This window comes from Desulfuromusa ferrireducens, assembly GCF_055389805.1.
On record NZ_AP042415.1, the window covers coordinates 2276550 to 2295540 of the forward strand.

At 53.5% G+C, this 18991-nt stretch carries 7 protein-coding genes; all 7 read left to right on the forward strand.

The window, feature by feature from the left end; translation table 11 throughout:
- Positions 1–32: 32 nt before the first annotated feature.
- The 7 genes from ACZ5PT_RS10280 (at position 33) to ACZ5PT_RS10310 (ending at position 18843) form a co-directional block, all read left to right on the forward strand.
- The gene (locus ACZ5PT_RS10280) at positions 33–827 is read left to right on the forward strand and encodes a carboxypeptidase-like regulatory domain-containing protein (protein ID WP_464262943.1); all 795 of its coding nucleotides are present in this window, start codon (positions 33–35) and stop codon (positions 825–827) included.
- A gap of 500 nt (positions 828–1327) precedes the next feature.
- Positions 1328–6343, forward strand: coding sequence for a CxxxxCH/CxxCH domain c-type cytochrome (locus ACZ5PT_RS10285; protein ID WP_464262944.1), 5016 nt, complete (start codon positions 1328–1330; stop codon positions 6341–6343).
- A 32-nt stretch (positions 6344–6375) separates the two neighbouring features.
- Positions 6376–15033 carry a DUF2341 domain-containing protein gene (locus tag ACZ5PT_RS10290; protein WP_464262945.1) on the forward strand — a complete coding sequence of 2886 codons (8658 nt, stop codon included), beginning with the start codon at positions 6376–6378 and terminating at the stop codon, positions 15031–15033.
- A gap of 96 nt (positions 15034–15129) precedes the next feature.
- Positions 15130–15468 carry a hypothetical protein gene (locus ACZ5PT_RS10295; RefSeq protein ID WP_464262946.1) on the forward strand — a complete coding sequence of 113 codons (339 nt, stop codon included), beginning with the start codon at positions 15130–15132 and terminating at the stop codon, positions 15466–15468.
- Between the two features lie 104 nt (positions 15469–15572).
- Complete coding sequence (locus ACZ5PT_RS10300) at positions 15573–16382, forward strand: carboxypeptidase-like regulatory domain-containing protein (protein WP_464262947.1); 810 nt, start codon at positions 15573–15575, stop codon at positions 16380–16382.
- 75 nt (positions 16383–16457) lie between these two features.
- Positions 16458–18308: a beta-alanine-activating enzyme beta-propeller domain-containing protein gene (locus ACZ5PT_RS10305; RefSeq protein ID WP_464262948.1), complete on the forward strand. Its 1851-nt coding sequence runs from the start codon at positions 16458–16460 to the stop codon at positions 18306–18308.
- A 4-nt stretch (positions 18309–18312) separates the two neighbouring features.
- Complete coding sequence (locus ACZ5PT_RS10310) at positions 18313–18843, forward strand: hypothetical protein (protein ID WP_464262949.1); 531 nt, start codon at positions 18313–18315, stop codon at positions 18841–18843.
- Positions 18844–18991: the final 148 nt, after the last annotated feature.

An 18991-nucleotide genomic window follows, 5' to 3' on the forward strand; every position in this document is an offset into this window, starting at 1 on the left:
TAGATAGTCTTTCTGCAGGGGCTGGCGAATAAATGAAACGAAAGATAATATTGGTTACTTTGCTCGGTATGCTGCTGGTTTTAGGCGGCATGCCGGGCAATGCTCTGGCAGCCCGACTCGTCACTGTCGCTGGGGCCGTGCAGCCTCTCCCCGGGGTTCCATGCCGGGGAATGGTAGCGCTCTGGTTGACGACTGGGGCGGGCATTACTGATCCGCAACATTCTGATATGACTCCTTACACGGCAAAGCCACTAAATGCGGATTGCAGCTTTGAGATGCCGGCAAGCCCCGGTCGCTATTATCTCAGTGTCGCCATACGACAGTCTGCAGGCAATGACCTGGGCCCATTGCGCCCCGGTGATTTGATTTTTATGTCGCCGGATGCCGAAGGGAACCGGCTGGAGATCGAGGTGAGGCCCGGCCAGCACCTCCATGTAGGCACTCACAGTTCCTCTTGGCAATTCCCCGGTACTGCTGCAGAGGTTGTGACCGGCATCCGTGGGCGATTGGTTGATGAAGCTGGGCAGCCGCTTCCAGGTCTGCGGGTACAGGCTTTCGGCACTGCGGATATGCTGGATCGCCCATTGGCTTTTTCACCCCAGACTGGGGCAGACGGGACCTTCCGGTTGCACCTGGAAGAGGGGAGTTATTATCTTATCGGCCAGGATGAATCCGTCCTTGGCATCCCTCAACATGGCAAGAAATATGACAGCTTCTTCGGCCTGCACGGCGGAGAGATCGCCAAGCCGTTGAAAGTCAAACAAGGCCAAGTCATCGATAGCCTGCAAATCGTCATTAAGCGGAGAATCGCTGAAAAAGAAGAATAGCCGCTCAATTCTTTATTTAATCTCGCAGCACTTGTTCTCACATCCCTAAGTAACTAAAATTTTGACCCTTTGATCAAGCCCCCCCTCTGTCTTTTGGCTAAGTTTTTTTCCTTAGTTCGAGACCTTTGCCGAGAATTCATCTATTGGCTGCCGAGCTCGCCCATAATTTATCATAAAATTCTAAAGTTTATTGTTTCGGTAGGGAACGTTGGTTTTAAAGCAACACGCTAAGACGTTATATAAGTTCTTGAATCTATTGGCTATTTTATCGTGCACAAAAATATATATTGTTAGTTTGTTTGGCCTAACGTTTGCTGTGTGTCCTTTTATGTTTATCTCTTTAGTTGTTTAGTAAGTCTAGGGCTAATGAAGGTTTTCCTTGGCTTGTTTTTCGATTCGATACAAATCCGTACCAAAATATTTGTGCTTTGCGAAGTGAAAAAATTAACCCTAGGGTGCTTGCGACGTTTTAAATCGCAGGTTCTCGGAGGAGGATCGCTGTGTTGTCTGTTGCCAAAATCGGCTGGAGTTGTAGCGAAGCTAGAGGGAGATCCTGGGACGGTTGTTTTGTTCTTTATCCCCTGGTTTTATGCCTGTTTATGTTGTTTTCTGTTCCCGTGTATGCAGCCGAAATTACCACGCCTGGAGAGGTTTTGTTGTCTGGTGGTCATCTGGCAATGGATGTCTCCGTCAGTTATACCGACGACGATAATAACAACAATAACCTACTGATTGAATGGATTGAGGGGGGTGGCCAATGGACCGAGTTACTTGGCAGCGTCTCTCTAGATCATGCCCCTTCCCCTTATTTGTATAAAATTACCAGCCTTGCAAATCAGTCAACTTATCAGGTGCGGGTGACGTTTAAAGACGGTGATATGACTGAAGATATCAGCATTATCGCCGGCGCAAAACCGTTCAACCCACTGGTTCACAGCTCTCTATCGACCGCTTCGGGTAAATGGACGGACAGTGGCGGTTGGGGGATCATTGGTGGAAAGTATGGTGAATTCAGCTGTCGTACCTGCCACCAAAAAGGCTCCAGAAATGCCAAGCAGGTAAAGGGCGCCTTGGAGGTTACCGACTCTGCTGCCAGCAGCGATGAATTGCCGATAGAAGTCGATGCCGGGGTTGTTGTTCTCGATTCTTTGGCGAGCGGCACTTCCAATCTGGGTGATGACAGGCGTGATCCGGCAGACCTTTCAACGAATGTCTGCGAAGCCTGTCATAGCCAGACCAATTACCATCGTTATGACACCGTCACTCCAGTTCAACCGGGCGGACTGGATCACTATAACGAGGGCGACTGTATAAAATGTCATAACCACCAGGAGGGGTTCACGGCTGGCTGTAGTGGTTGCCATGATAATCCCCCCGAATGGAACAGCCATCCGGCGCACCTGGAAGATGGGAGGATGCTGGCCAAGTTAACCTGTTCCACCTGCCACCAGGGCACCAATCATTTAAATGATAACTCCGAGATCGGTTTTGATTCAGGTGATACTCGGCTTTCCGGGGCCGTTTATGACGATACCAACCAGACCAGCCGTTATACCGAAGCCAGCGGCTATGAGGCCACTCCGGCCTATGTCAGTTGCCAATCGCTTTACTGTCATAGTAACGGCAACCCGTTAGGCGGAGCGATCGCCTATACCGATCCGACCTGGGGCGGGACGGTGATGGACTGCGTGTCCTGTCACGATGATGCCGGTGATGATACTGTCCTGAGCAGCCATCACCCTAAACATGTCGGCGCACTTTACAACTTCTCTTGCGTCAAGTGCCATGCAACCACGGTTAGCGACAGCAGCACCATCAGCGACAACACTCTGCATGTCAATGAGCAGAAGGACGTCAGCTTTTCCAACAGCGGCGCTTACAGTGTTGACAAAGAATGCAGCAATACTTACTGCCATGACGATGGCCAAGATAATGGGGTGTCGAACCCGAACGTTCCTGTCGAATGGGATGTCGCCCATACCTCCACCTGTCTGAGTTGTCACGGAGACCTGGTTGATGAAGATCCTGACTTGGCAGCTGATAGCTATAAAATGACCAGCGGAGCGCACGATGTGCTGGTCAGCACCAAGTGGGTCCGCGAATATCCCTGCGAGTACTGTCATTTCAACACGACCAATAACGCCGGTGCCATCAAGTCTGGCGGTTATCATGTCAACGAACAGGTCGATATCGCTATCGATCCCCAGTGGAAGATAGCCGGTCGGCCCGACCCGAGTTATGACAGCGAGAACAATAACTGCCTCAACCTCTATTGCCACAGTGATGGCACCACCGTCAATCCCGTCGTTGCAGATATCGATTGGGTTAACGGTGCCTCGCATTGCGATTCTTGCCACGGTCACCAGGGCGCTTGTATCGATTGTCACGACGGCTCGGATGGCAAACCGGTCCTTACCGAATGGCCGCAGGGCAAGGAGTGGATGAACTCCACGCCGATGTACGCCAATACCGGTCCCGGAACTGACCGGGCCAACTCCCATGTCCGCCACCTGCAAACCAATTTTTCTTGTGAGAATTGCCATGCCCTGACGATCAGAACCGAAGATGGCACTTGCGATACCTGTCACATCGATGGTCAGGCACCGGCCGGGGCGATGGACGAAAATGGCCATATCGATCCGGTGTATCACGTGAATAAGGTTAAAGATGTGGTTTTCAAAGATGGCGGAACCTATGACCCGGTGACGAAGAGATGTTCCAGCACCGTCTGTCATACCGGGTCCGATCCTCAGTGGGGCGATTCCGCCAGTGGTCAGGTGCTGTGTCTCTCCTGTCACGGCACGACCGAAGCAGATATTGATGATTTCGACGCCTTCAACGGCGCCCAAGCAAAGATTAATCTTACCGAATGGGCCAGCAGTGGGCACGGTCGTCCCGCCGCAGATGGAAATTACACATCAGGAAACCCACCAGCGGATTTTCCCGGTAACCCCTGCTGGTACTGTCATGATAACGAAGCGCTGCATATGGATGCTGAGAATCCCTACCGGCTGAAGATGCACCCGCAGTTTGAGAAACGTTTTGCCAAAGAGTGCGTCTATTGTCACATGCAGGGCCTCGATGATGAGTGCCATGCTTGCCACAATTCAGATGACAGCTTGGCGACTCAGATCAGTTCCATCGCAGAAGCAGGACATGATGGCGCTGAAAGTTGCACCGCATCTTGCCATGACACCGATGCCGAGCAGCATAAAACCGGTGCCGGAGTCTGGACGGTCGAGCAGCAGGCCGATATCAAAAATCAGTACATGATGATGGGTGTCTGTTTGCAGTGTCACGACAACAATGATAGCGACCGTTGCTACAGTTGTCATAGTTGGGAAGGGGACCCCGCTGAAGACCCATACTTGCTCGGCTACGATCCGGGAACCGGTTTTATCACCGGTTCGAGCAAAGCCAGTTCGACCCATTTTGGTCATAAACACTGGGAAGGTTATCTGGTTGATGGTAGGTGGCGTGGAGGCAAGTTCTGCTGGGACTGTCACGATCCACACGGCGACAGCAATATTTACATGGTGCAGGACCAAATCGCGACTGAAACCGAAGGCTTGTACGGCAAACCGGTCAGCAAGGCTGATGTCGTCTTTACCAAAACCACCAGTGGCGTCGACTACGCCAAGTCGTCTGCACCATACAACGGGATCTGCAACGTTTGTCACACTAATACTGAACACTTTTCAGATGTCTATGGTGATGGACACCGGGCCAGTCGACGTTGTACCGATTGTCATGAGCACGGTTTCGGCGTTGGACACGCCTCAGGAAAAGCCTGTAACGAGTGCCATAAGAGTAAGCCGATTCCTAACCACATTGGCTTCGGTCTGCCGCGCGATTGCATCAAATGCCACGATGGTGCGATCAAATTGCGGATGGACATCATGCGTCAGTTTAAAGGTCAATCCCACCATGTTCAGGGGATTGAGACTTCGAACGAGCATTGCTACGAGTGCCATTGGGAAGCGACGCCAGAAGGTCTGATCGATAACGACTATCACGCCGGATATAACTATAAAACCTACGAAGCCGTCGCCAATGCACCGAGCGATCTGGTGATTTACGGTGCGGAAACCCGGCCGACCACTTATGAGCTGGGGGTGACCGCCGTCACTTTTGACGCGACTGAAATCGGCACCGCTAACGAACGGACTGAGGTGGCCAAGGTTTCCCAGCACTGTATCGGTTGTCACAGCGATCAGAACAATGATGCGATTCCCTTTGATGACTGTATGACGCCGAGCCAGTACGCCTGGGACCGGCAGAGTATCGCTGCCCGTTATTCGCAGGCCGGTACTACCAACTGGGGCAAGTATCCGGGTGCCAATGCCGCGAAGAAGAATATCCAGAAGGCCTTTTCGGCTCACGGCAACGCGGTCGAAAACGGCGGCGGTTGGAGCGCCACCACCGGCCAGGATGAAACCATCCCCAACACCCGGGCAGGCGGCCAGAACGTACAGTGCTTTGATTGTCACAGTTCGCACGGTTCCTATACCAGCGGTGTGACCAGTAGTTACCAGACCTTCGATGGCAGCTATGGTGGTGGTAATTTAAAAGAGACCCAGGCTGGTAAGGGCGGTTACGGTGCCACCTATAGGGCGGCCGGCGTAGCCGACGGCAATATCAATCAGATGAGTCCGGCGGCGGCCCAGTGCTTCGACTGCCATGAAACGCAGAATGCCGGCAGCATGCCTTGGGGCTATGAATCAACCTTCGGCGCCACGGCACCGATCAGGGGATATTATGATAGTGCCCGCTTCGGCGGTGGCGGGTCGGGCCCCCAGATACGTTTTCCCTATCGGGCCGCGCGCACCCTTATGGGTGGCCACCTGAAGGCATCATCGCCGTTGATCACTGCCGCGACGGGAACCATCAACGGTTCCTGTACCGCTTGTCATGACCCGCACGGTGTCAGTCCGACTTTGGGTATAGCCGACCAGGCCTATGCGGTGCCGCTTCTCAAAGGGACTTGGTTGACCTCGCCATTCAAGGAGGATTCGCCTCAGCAGAGCCTCAGCATGAATAGGGAGTCAAGTACCGTCTACCCAGGACGCAAGACCTTCGGCACGATAGACGGCGAAACCGATGGGCCGGCTAACAAGTTGAACGAGAGCGATACCCAGTTCGCCGGACTCTGCTTGCGGTGCCACCCGAAGAGCAGCCTGACCGACGGCATTAACAAGAACACTGACTTCAAAAGCCTCGACCGAGTCCATGAAACGGTCGCCGGTTGGGGAACCAATAACGAGCATAGCTACTCCTGCTCCAAATGCCACCAGGTGCATGCCGCCGGTCTGCCGCGCTTGATGCGCACCAACTGCCTCGACCCGAATCATCGTGGCGGTCAGGTCTCTGGTGGCTCTCCGACCCAAGGATGGGTGGATGACATGGGTTTTCCTCGCTTGTTTGAAACTTGGGGAGATCCAGTCTGGCCAGCTTGTCATGAGACCGAGACCGGAAGCTGGAATAATCAGCAGTGGAATGAGGTGACACCATGGTAAGGGCGTGGACAGTGAAAATCATGAGCAAACCAATGCCGAAAATATATCTGCTCCTTCTCACCCTGTTGGCCAGCCTCTGCTTTGCTGTCATTGGCCATAGCGCTGGTGGCGATATCGCCTGGCAATATGATGTCGCCGCAGTGAATAAGCAGGAAGCCAAGGCGTCTGCGGTCGATTCGCAGGGGAATATGGTGATTGTCGGCTATTCCGAGGGGGCGGGCAACGATTTTCAGGTGGTTAAAATCAAGGCGGATGGCTCCGCGCCGCTGTGGACGGTAAGTCACGATTCGACCGGTGGTCCCGATGTCGCCACTGCTGTGGTAATCGATAGCAATGATGATGTTATCGTCACCGGCTATGTCTGGAATGGGGCGACCTATAGTGATATTTACACGGTTAAATATGCCGCCGCCGATGGCGCGGTGCTATGGCAACATACCTTTGATGGAACTGCAAATGGCAACGACTATGCGACTGCCATCACGGTAGATAGTATTAACAATGTTTACGTTGGCGGCTACATGCAGGACGCTAATGACAAGGACAGCTTTATCCTGCTCAAGTTCGGGCCGATCGACGGACCAAATCCGGACGGAACACCGCTCTGGCAGGCGAGCTACAATAGCGTTTTTGATGGTCATGACCGGATCTACGCGATCGCTGCCGGGGTCGACGGCGTTGCCGTAACCGGTGAGTCGCAGAATGCGACCCCCGATTTTGACTGTTTCACCATTAAGTACGGGTTAGACGGCAGTGAAATCTGGCAACGGCGCTACAGCGACACCGGCAACGGCAAGGGCCAGTCGGTGGCCATGGATGCCGTTGGCAACGTGGTAATGGCCGGCTATAGCAGTAACGGCAGCGACAGCGATTTTTATGTGGTCAAGTACGCCGCTGACGACAGTCCGGCCAAGTGGGTAGACATCTACGATAGCGGTTATCCCGACGAAGCCAGTGACCTATGGATTGACAGTCTCGGCGATGTCTATGTCACTGGCACCCATGCGACCCTAGAAACTGGTGAGGATGTCTATATCGCCAAATATGAAGGCGTTAGCGGCGTTGAAGAGTGGAGCAGCAGTTATAATTCCTTCAACGGTGATAATGACCATGGTCACTTTATCGTCGGTGATAACGATGGTGAACTGTTTGTCAGCGGATTTAATAATGATACCGCCAGCGGCTTCGATGACTTTCTGCTGTTGAAGGTGACCCGCGCCGCTGGCACCCTGCTCTGGGCCCGCGAGTACGACGGTGCCGGCAAACATGATCGTGGTGTTGGCGCCGGGCTAACGGCGGCCGGTGATTTGTTGGTTGGTGGTTGGTCGGACCGCTGGACCTCTGGTAGCAGTGACTACGATTTTTATGCCCTTAAATATGAGTCAGGAGCTCTGAACCAGCCGACCTCCCTGACTGCTATTACGAAAACCGAGAATCAGATCGATCTAGCCTGGGTCCCCAACTCGGCCACTGAAGAGAACTTTATCGTTGAGCGGAAAACCGGCGCGGCCGGAAGCTATGCGGTAATCGCTACCCTGGGCGCTGCAGTGGACAGTTACAGCGACACCGGTTTGGCCGCCGACACCCGCTACTATTACCGGGTCGCGGCCTATAACACGGCCGACGGCCATTCTCCTTGGAGTAACGAAGATAACGCCAAGACCACCGTTGTTAACTACGAAGCCCCGGCGTTGCAATATCAGTTTGCTGGAACCGGAGCTGGCGATGATTATGCCCAGGCGATCGCAGTAGGTAGCGATAACCATCCAGTGGTGACCGGTTCTATTACTGGGACCGGAACCGGTTTCGATTACGCCACCATCAAGCTCGATCGCAGCGATCTGAGCGTGCAATGGAAAGCAGAATATAACGATGGTGACAACGAGGGTGATGTTGCCAATGCGCTCACCGTTGACAGCAGCAACCGGGTGGTGGTGACCGGTTACTCCTCCCTTTACGGTGGCGGTGCTGGCAACACCAATGATGTTTATACCATCGGTTATCCCGCCGACGGGTCGGTTGAATCCTGGACCGATCAGTACAACGGTCCTGATGGCAATGATGATCGCTCTTCAGCGGTCGCTTCGGCGGTTGACGGCTCTGATAATACCGTGGTCGTCGGCTTCGGCAAGAATGACTCCTTCAATGATGATATCTATGTCATCAAGTATCAGGCCGATGGCACCCGCAGTTGGGACGCTACGCCGTACGATGGTGGTGCTGATGACTACCCGGCGGCGGTGGCTTACGATTTTGCTGGCGATATTCTGGTCGGTGGTTTTACCAATAATGGCAGTAACAAGGATTTTTTTGTCGCCAAATACAGCGGCAGTGATGGCAGTCAGAGTTGGCTGAAGACTTTCAACGGTGCCGGCAATGGTGATGATTATATCAATGCCATTGCGGTCGATGCCGCTGGCGACATCTATGTCACCGGTTATTCGGTCAACGCTTCTGGCAATGGTGATCTCTACACGATTAAATACGCCGGTAACGATGGTGGCCTGGTTTGGGAGCGTGGATTTAACGGCCTCGGAGATGATTACGATGTTGGTGAGGCCATTCAGTTCGACCCGGTCGATGGCAGCATTATGGTCGGTGGAACCACCAATGTTGCTGTTGGAAACCACGATTACCACTTGATTCGCTATGATGTTGCTGGAAATCTGCTCTGGCAGAAAACTCTCGATCGCCCCAGTTCCAATGAGGCCCTGTATGCGATGTCGATCGATTTGTCCGGGACGGTTTGCCTGACCGGAACGACCGATATCGGTGGCAACGAGGACGTACTGACGGTCAAGTACGACAATGACGGCAATATCTTCGGGGCCTCGGTTTATAATGGCAGCGCCAACGATGATGATATTCCGGCGGCAGTTGTTGCCAACAGCTATGGCGAAACCTTTGTTGCCGGTTATACCATCAATGCCAGCGGCGATAACGATTATATGGTGTTTCTCGCCGATGGTGAGAGCATGCAGCCGCCAAGCCCTCTTACCGCTGTGCAGCGCTACACCCAGGTCGACCTGTCCTGGGCGGATAACTCACTGGATGAACTCGGTTTCCGCCTGGAACGTAAGGTTGGTAGCTGCGAATCTGAAAATTCATGGAACTCGCTCTACACGGCAAGTCCAGGCGAGGTCAGTCATTCCGATCTTAACCTGAGTATCGGTTCCACCTTCTGTTACCGGGTTCAGTCGTATAACGGCAGTGGTGAATCTTCCCGTTGGGTGGAACTTGAGGCGTCGACCGTTGTGCCGTTGGACCCCAGCGGCCTGACCGGTACTGTGCTCAACACGACTTCAATCAAACTTGACTGGACCGATAACACCACCAGCGAAGAAGGTTTTGTGGTCGAGCGGTGCCTAGTTGGCGCCGAATGTAATTTCTCGATCATTGAGAGTTCTGTTGCGGGTGTCGTTACGGGTACGGGTGCCGTGACCTACACCGATAGTTCAGTTTGTCCGGGGCAGACCTATCGCTATCGGGTCCAATCGTTTCAGGGCGGCAAGTGGGCCACCGACTACAGCACCGTTGCCGTTGATCTGACCACTGACAGTCCGGTCGCTCCGAGTAGCTTGAGTGCCACGCGCATTTCGGAGGTGCAGATTAACTTGTCATGGCCCGACAATAGCGATGACGAGAGCAGTTTCAAGATAGAGCGCTGTGTCGGCAGCGGCTGCGAAAATTTTGCAGAAATCGCCAGCGTGGCGGCTAATACTGTTAGCTACAGTAATACCGGCCTGGAGCGTGACACCCTCTACCGTTACCGGGTGACCCCCTACAAAACCGCGACTTGCACGGTTCCGGCAGCGTACAGCCCTATCGGTGAGGCGACCACTTCACTCCTCTCTCCCAATGGCCTGACCGGGTATGCGACGCCACGCATAACTGCGATGCTGTTCTGGACGGATAATACCGTTTCGGAAGATGGCTTCAACATCGAGCGCTGCGCAGGGAGCGGCTGTAGTGATTTTGTTCCACTTGCCGTAACCTCTGCAAATGACACCCGCTACGTGGATGACAGTATCTGTTCAGGTGTTGTTTATCGTTATCAGGTCCGGGCCTATAAGAATGCCGGCTGGGACAGCGACTATAGCAGCCCGGTTGAGCTGACGGCTGTCGCTCCGCCGTTGCCGATCGGACTCTCGGCCGATGGGGTTTCGGAAGTAGGGATCGACTTGAATTGGTCGGTGCCCGGCTATGATCTCAGCGGCTACCAGATCGATCGCTGCCAGGGGCCGTCCTGCACCCCGGTTGCCCAACTCGACGACATCTCCGCCGGTCCGGTTCTGGCCATGTTGATGGAGGAAAAATCCTGGAATAGCACGGCCGGTGAAGTAAAGGACAGCTCTGGAAACGGCAATCACGGAACCAGTGTCAATGGTGCTGCTGTTGCTAAGTATGGGAAGTACGGTTGGGCGGGCTGGTTCGACGGAACCGATGATTATGTCAGCACTTCGTTAATTCTCGATCAGACTGCCGATGGTCCTGGCGCAACTTTTGAAGCTTGGGTCTACCCGACGATAAACAGCAACACCGATAGGGGGGTGATCGGCACCCATGCAGGCAGTTTTCAATGGTCGTTGTATCGGTATGGTTCCCAATGGAGAATTTACAACGGTTCCGGAGCCTGGACTAACGCTGGTAACGTCAGCCTTAATGCCTGGCAGCACTTGGTGGTGGTCTTTGAACCGGGAGTCGGTGTCCGCTTCTACAAGGATGGCGCCATGTCAAGTAATGCTACCATTACTTACGACAGCTCCAGTAACCCGGTATTTATTGGCAAATTGGGGACCTCTTCTAGGTACTTCTCTGGGAAGATGGACGAGGTGATGGTTTACGACCGGGCGCTCAGTCATGCCGAGGCTCTGGCGCGTTACAACAGCGGCGATAGCCGCAACGGGACCCTGACGGTCAACTACAACGACAGCGGCCTGACGCCGAGTACCACTTACGGCTATCACTTGAGAAGCTACGCCAATGATGAATGCGCTACGAGCAGCCCGGTACTGAGCAGCGACACGGCGGTGGTTTATGCCACCACGCAGTCGCCGCCGCCGCCGACTGGTCTGTGGGCGAGCGAAATTAATACCACCCAAATTAATCTAGGTTGGACAGATAAAACTGACTCGGAGACTGGTTTTGTCATCGAACGTTGTATTGTTGATATCGGAATCGCTTGTGATGCGGACAACCAGTTTTCACCGCTGACGACCACCGCTGACGATGTGGTCAGTTATGCTGATGCGACGGTCTGTGCTGGACAGACCTACCGCTACCGGGTGGCCGCGAAGAACACCGACGCGCCATGGCAGACCATCTGGACCGCCAGCGCCCAGGCGACGACCGACTCGGTGCCGACCCCGACTAATTTTGAAGCCGACCCGATCTCCGAAGTGCAGATCAACCTGTCCTGGGATGATAGTCTGGTTGATGTTGACAGCTATACGCTGGAAAGAAGGTGTGACGCACCTGCTGAAAATTGCGTCGACAACGATTACCAGCCATTGGTGCAGTATGGTCATTGGCAGTTGTTGGATGAGGCAACCTTTTGGTTGAAGATGGACGAAAGCGTCTGGGGCACCCCGGTCAACAGCGTGGCTGGTGGGTCAACCATTAACCGGTACGGTGCCATAACGGTCAACGATGCTGAGCGGGGGAGAGTCGGTCAATTCGATGGTGACAATGACTATGTCTACGTTTATAACTACGCCGGAATTGACCCCACAGCTGAAGTATCTGTGTCGATCTGGGCGAAGTCGGCAACCTCCAGTTGGGATAGTTCCAATTCCTTGATGGCTAAGCGGTATAAATATCGTTTCGGCCCGACCGGCACCGGCGGCATGCAGTTCAGCATCTACGATAGTGGCTGGAAGACCTTGAGTGTTGCTGATCTGGGGATCGATATTACCCAGTGGCATCATTATACGGCCACCTTTGACGGGACTGAGTTGCTTATTTATGTCGATGGTGTGCAAGTGGGGCAACTGTCCTACTCTGGCGCTATCTACTCCTATGACGGGTCACTGTACATCGGCAAAGACGCCCATACTAATATTTACTTGAATGGCTGGCTGGATGACGCGGTGATCTTTACGCGGGCGCTTGGTGCTGCCGAAGTTGATGCTCTCTACAATCTTGGAAACGGGGCTACCTATCAGGATACGGGACTGGCTCCCTCGACCACCTATAGCTACCGGCTGCTGGCTGGTAAATCGGGAACCTGTTCCTGGGAGGATGTTTTGGCGGACAACTGGGTGGTTCTCCAAACAGCGACTCTCGACCCGCCAGCGCCGACCGGCTTAACCGTCTCGCAGATCGATACCACCACTCTGGATCTGACCTGGATTGACAACAGCGGCTCGGAGTCGGCGTATCATCTGCAGCGCTGTGAGGTCACGACCGACCCCGTTGTCAATTGTGAGGTGGATGGCCAATTCGGCACCATTGCTGCTGCGCTTGCGGCCGATACCGTCAGTTACACTGACACTGAGGTTAAGCAGGGCACCACCTATCATTACCGGGTACGGGCGGAAAAATCGGATGGGCCGAACTGGGAGACGACCTGGGCCGGACCGGAAGCGCGGGCGACCAAAGCCAAGGCGACACCGTTTAATTTGACGGCCACGCTGATTTCAGAGGTGCAGATCAACCTGGCCTGGAACGACAACAATAGTGACAGAACCGGCTTCAAGCTTGATCGCTGTACGGTTGCCGACTGTAGCTCAGTCGATGCGACCTTCACTCTTGGTGCGGGCACAACCAGTTATCAGGATAGCCAACTTGATCCACAAACCAACTATTACTATCGGGTCAAGGCGTACAAAACGGCCACCTGGTCATGGGACTCTGCTTACACGGCGATTATCAGTAAAACGACCGATGTGGCCTTCCCGGTTGATCTGTTGGCGGATGCGAAAAATACCACCAGAATTGGCCTGACCTGGAGCGATGTTACCGCGAGCGAAACCTCGACCGGGGTTGAACGCTGCGAGGAAACGACTGATCCGGTGGTTGCTTGCGATGCAGCCAACCAGTTCTCACCACATGTCGAGGTCGGTGCCAATATCGCCAGCTATACGGACAATTCAGTTTGCGCTACCACCACCTATCACTATCGTCTCAAGGTGAAAAATGAAGGTCTTTCATTCGGTGCTGGCGCGTGCTGGACTCGCAAGGAGTCATTGTCGTTCACTAATTTTGTCGCCGGCGGCATGACCACAGTCGAGGTGCCCCACGCAGAAGGCATGCAGCCTGGCTTCGAGGACGTTCGCTTCTATGATGAAACCGCCAAGCGTGAGCTTAAGTTCGGCATTTACCAGCTGGCCGAAGACGGTTCTGAGGCAACCTACCTGGTGGAACTGGGCAGCAACCCAACGGTCAGCATGTATTATGGCAATGCTGACGCCACTTATTCCGGCAGCCTCGAGCCTTTCACAGAGTTTTTTGATGATTTCCAGGGGACCAGCATCGACACCAGCAAGTGGGAGAAGATCGATCCGAAAAATGCGATCAGTCAGAACAATGATCTTTTGCTGGCCAACGTCAGCTACGGCTGGGACACGGCGTTGATCTCGAAGGCGACGTTTACCAGACAAAGTGCCAAAGTGATCCTGGTGGACCTATCCATCCCGGTAGACAACCCTGCTAGGGACGACCACATGATGATCGGCTGGGAGCTGAATCAAACCGCTAACCCCAGCTATAATCAGCTGGTTCATGGTCTGTTTTTGCAGAACTATGGCTTCAACGTTTATGAAAAGGGAACACCAGTCGGTGCCACAGGCACCTATGCGGCCAACGCAGATTATAAGATGATGATCGTGCTGAAGAATGTCGGCGCCAAGTATTATGTTAGAGACGCGGCCTACGGCAGTAGTTGGACGTTGGTTCAAGAGACATACACCCACACTGACGCGACCATGCGCATCGCTTTTACGCAGAATTCGCATGGCATGAAGATTCACTCGGTCATGGTTCTCAAGCCGACGATCGATGCCGGAGCTACGCTGAACAGCGCAGATAGTTCTGTCTGCTATGCTTTTGCCAATGTCTGGGATGGCTACAGTAACCAGAACGAAGCGACCAGCAACACGCCGGTGGCACCTTCGAACCTTGGCGTCACTGCACTCAGCGACACTGAATTTTTCTTGAACTGGGCCGACAACACCAGCGACGAAACCGGTTTCCGCATCGAGCGTTGCATCGACAAAGATTGCAACGATTTTAGCCAAATAGCAACGGTTGGAGCTGGCCAGACCAGCTACAGCGATACCACCGATCCGTCCCTGATTGAGAGAAGTTACCGGGTGCGGGCCTATAAGGAGAGTTTCTGTCCCTGGACAACCGGCTACAGCACCAAGAACAATACTCTGCCCTTGCCAACTGCGGCGTCCAATCTGACCGCGACGGCGCTTAATTCACGCATGATCCAGCTCGACTGGGATGAGAACGCCTCAGATGAGACTGGTTATGAGGTTGAAGTCCAGCTTTGGAACGGTCGGTTCACCAATATCGCCGTTTTGGGGGAAAACGCGGACAGCTTTGTTGACGCCAGGTCGATTCAGGGGGGCACCAGCTATACGTACCGGGTTCGTCCTTTTCGTGACCTCGATATGTCCCTTTATAGCACCGAAGCCAGTGTTACTACCCCGGCTCATGTCGATGGCGATGGTCCCTGCCTGTGAACTTGGTCTGGAAGAAAACTATGAGAAATCAGCTGATAATTTGGTTGTTCTGCTGGATGGTTTAGTTTTTAGGCAATCTTTTGCAGGTAGAGGTAAATGCTGACTTGCCGTTTGGTTGATCCCGAGGGGGCGTCAGTTGCTGATTGGCTGGTGGTGGCATTCGTCTATCAAGCTCTTTCCGGGCAAGTTTTCCGGAGTGAAGAGATAGCGGTTAAAGTGTTGGAGCCAATGGGTAGAGATCTTGACGGCGCTGTTTCGGGAGAAGTTTACCTGCAGGCACGAGAGGGGCTTGACACCAACGAACCTTCAACCGGTGAGGTTTTTGGTCTCTATGGAGGGTCGTCTCTGAAAGAGCTAAAACCGGTGAAGATTAAGCGACGTGGGCGGCTTGACGGTCTGGAAATTGTCGTGCAAAAATTAAAATATGACGATTGAAGATAAAATTGAATATAATGACCGAGTTCGTCCTTAGCTTGGTTCTGTCACATGTCGGGGCAGAAATGACAAGTTTTCTGTAAAGGGACGTTAAGGCGAGAATAATGATCCGGGTCTTTCTGCTACTTCTTTTTGTTTTGTTCCTGCCCTCTGCGTGTTTTTGTGCCGACCCGGTGGTTGGGCGTGTTAAGGGACAGGTTGACTGCTCAAAATTCACCGATTGTCTTGGCCTGGTGGCTCTCTGGTCCGCTGCTGGAGAAAATGTCCCGGCTCCCGACCGTTACGTCTTGATTCCCGCTGCAGTGAACGCGTTGGAAGCGGATGGTCGCTTTGAGGTTGTTGTTCCGGTTGGTGAGTACTATGCCGGTGCGCAGCTACGTAACAGCCCAGGAGCTCTGTTTGGAGCACCACGGGTGGGTGACTATATCTATCTGATTAAAGAGCAGGATACTATCGGTTATAAAGTGACCGTTAAAAAGGGTGAGGTTATCGATATTGGGACCCACTCTGACTTCTGGGTTTTCTCCACCATGGATGCTGCGCCAAAGATGGGGGTCAGCGGCCGGGTGCTTGATTCCCAACAGCAGCCGGTTGCCGGATTGCTGGTGTTTGCTTTTGGCGACCCCGGCGCCACGACAAATCCCGTGGCGGTTTCCTCACGCTCAGGCGAAGACGGTGGTTTTGTCTTGCCGCTGACCCGGCCTGGGCGGGTCTTTCTGCGCGCCAGAAAAAATTATCGTGGCGGGCAACCGCAGGCGGAAGATTACATAACGGCCGCCAATGGCTCCCGAGCCCAACCGGTTATTATCGAATCTGCTAAAATGGTGCATGAGGTGAAGGTTTATGTTCGGAAATTACCTTCCGTTTTAGAGATGAAAAATGCCCCGAATACTGCGCGACCAAAAATTGATTAGTGCTGATATGTTTGCCTTTCCTCTGCTTCTGATTGAGCCTCCTTCTTTTCTAAAGCCATTCGTTATGGGAACGCTATGAAACTGTTAGGGTGCTTTCTCGCCGGGATTCTCCTTCTGCTGTTGTGCGGTTGTGCCGCATCAATGCATCCGGCTCCAGCTCTGCTGCTCAGCAATACCGACATTTTCGAAGATACCGTCTGGCAAGGGCAGGTGGTCATTGACGGTCAGGTTGAGGTCTTTCGGGGCGCAACTCTGACCATTCTTCCGGGCACCGAAGTCATTTTTGTGCGTCGCGATCTGGATGGTGATCTGCTCGGTGACAGTACCCTGCTGATTAAAGGCAGCTTGCGTGCCGAAGGTACGCGGCTGGCACCAATCCTCTTTCGCAGTGCCGCCACTGATCCGCGCCCCGGCGACTGGAAAGAAATCCGGGTCGATTTTGCCAAAGAGGTTGTGCTGCGCTATTGCGAGATCCGCGACTCGGTGGCGGGCCTGCACGCGCATTACACCAAGGGGCTGATCGAGGATTGTATTCTGCGCAAGAATATTGATGGCACTCGCTTCGGTGAGGCCACCTTCAGTATCCGCAATTGCCTCATCGAAGAGAATGAAGCCAAGGGGATTCTGACCCGGCAGTCGACCCTGCAGTTAGAGAAAAACATCTTCCGCCGTAATGGTACCGGCCTCTTCTTTATGGAGGACGATCGCTCCTCCATAATCACGCAGAACAATTTTTACGCCAACCAGTTTCACTTACGTCTGGGGGATTTCTCCCCGGCCGAAGTGCGTATCGAAGGGAACTGGCTCGGTAGCAGTGAGCCAGTGCAATGGCGGAATAAGATCTACGACCGGCGGCAGGACCCGGCCATCGGTACCATACAGGTTGCACCTGCCGAGACTTGGCGGCCAGCAACGGGACCGCGCGATGAGCTGAGTTTTCAACCGGCCTGGCAGCTGTCGACCGCTGGTTTCATCGATGCGTCGCCTCTGGTGGTCGGTAAAACACTTTATGCTGCGTCTTGGGATGGTCACGTCTATGCCCTGGACCGACAGGGGAGATTGCTTTGGCAGCGTGCTCTTGGTGCGGAAATCGATGCATCGCCAGCCGCGGATGACAAAAACCTCTACGTTCAGACTTGGCAGCGAGAGGCTGTCGCCCTGAATCTGGCCGATGGTCAACCTCGCTGGCGGTTCAGTTATCCCGAATCGCCAGCGGATGATCATCGGCAAGGGGCGTTACTGCCGGTCAATGGGCAGGTTCTGCTGCCTGCCTGGGGAGGGACCTTATATGCGTTGGCCTCAGAGAGTGGCACAGAGCTCTGGCAACAGTCTGGTCATCTGCCCTTGCGTGCGGCACCGGTGTTGGATGATGGGCGTGTTTATCTCTCTGGCGGGGATGGAACAGTTTCTGCATTTAGTTTGAGCGGGCAGGAATTGTGGAAGGTTTCGCTTGGGGAACCGGTATTAACCAGTGCCGCTCTGACTCCGGAGGGGCCAGTTGTCGTTACGCGCAACGGACAACTCAGTGCTTTTAGTTCTGCTGGCCGGTTGCGTTGGCGGCGGCAGTTGGGCGAAACTTGTTATTATAGTTCGCCCCGCTATCAAGCTGAAGCCGTTTATCTCGCGACCGCTGCGGGCAGTTTGTGGAAGCTGGACGCAGCTTCTGGTGAGACGATCTGGCGTCTGAGCGACTTGGGCGCCTTTTACAGCTCACCTTTTATCAGTGGAAAAAGACTGTTTATTGGGAACAACAGTGGTCAGCTTTACGCGATAAATATCGACAGTGGGGTTGTCTTGAGCAGCTTTAAAGCTGGACGTGACATCCAGAGTACGGCGGTTCTTTTTGGCGGGAGATTGGTTTTCGGCTCGCGGGATAACAACCTTTATGCTCTTGATCTGATCGAGCCGGGTGCTAATGAAAAGTAAACTGATGAAGCGAAACGTGTTGCTCGGCTTAATCATTCTCTGTTTGGGGTTTGGGGGGGTATTCTCTGCTTCTTCGGCCAATGCCTGTGCCGGGCACACTATCACCATCGGTAGCAACGGATCTTTGCAGCAAAATCTGTTGGTACAGGTAATGTCGCTGTTGATCAATCGGCGCACAGGGACCAATATCAAAATGCTCCGCTTTGATTCCCCGTCGGAATTACTAGCCGCTGCCGAGCGGCACGAAGTTGATCTGTTGGTGGCCGATATCGAAGAGCACAAAGTCCAGTTGCTTAGCAGCACTGAGCTTGTCACTTTGGAGCCTTTCGGTTTTAGCGATGCTCAGGTTGCGCCGGTTTTTCATTCTGCGACGCTGAAAAAATTTCCTGCCCTCAAAAGGTTGATTGGCCGTTTGCGTGGGACAATTGACGATGATACGCTGTGGAAATTACAGCATCAAGCTACCGGCGGCGTGAATCTGCGCGAGCTGGCAAAAAAGTTTCTGCTAGAGCAGAAACTGATATTCGGCAGCTGATAAACACTTAGATCCTTGTTTTTCGTCCTCCTTCGAAATTTCTCTTAAAACAGGCTGGATCATTCCTTTCTTTGTTCAATATCCATGTGCAGCTTTGTGCGTTACTAAAAAAAGTTAACAAGCATCGACTATCAGTCCCCACCTGCAA

What these genes read in the sequence shown, in the direction of transcription:
- ACZ5PT_RS10305 (WP_464262948.1), top strand. Translation starts at nt 16,458, where the DNA reads ATGAAACTGTTAGGGTGCTTTCTCGCCGGGATTCTCCTTCTGCTGTTG.
- ACZ5PT_RS10295 (WP_464262946.1), top strand. Translation starts at nt 15,130, where the DNA reads ATGCTGACTTGCCGTTTGGTTGATCCCGAGGGGGCGTCAGTTGCTGAT.
- ACZ5PT_RS10300 (WP_464262947.1), top strand. Translation starts at nt 15,573, where the DNA reads ATGATCCGGGTCTTTCTGCTACTTCTTTTTGTTTTGTTCCTGCCCTCT.
- ACZ5PT_RS10310 (WP_464262949.1), top strand. Translation starts at nt 18,313, where the DNA reads ATGAAGCGAAACGTGTTGCTCGGCTTAATCATTCTCTGTTTGGGGTTT.
- ACZ5PT_RS10290 (WP_464262945.1), top strand. Translation starts at nt 6,376, where the DNA reads ATGCCGAAAATATATCTGCTCCTTCTCACCCTGTTGGCCAGCCTCTGC.
- ACZ5PT_RS10280 (WP_464262943.1), top strand. Translation starts at nt 33, where the DNA reads ATGAAACGAAAGATAATATTGGTTACTTTGCTCGGTATGCTGCTGGTT.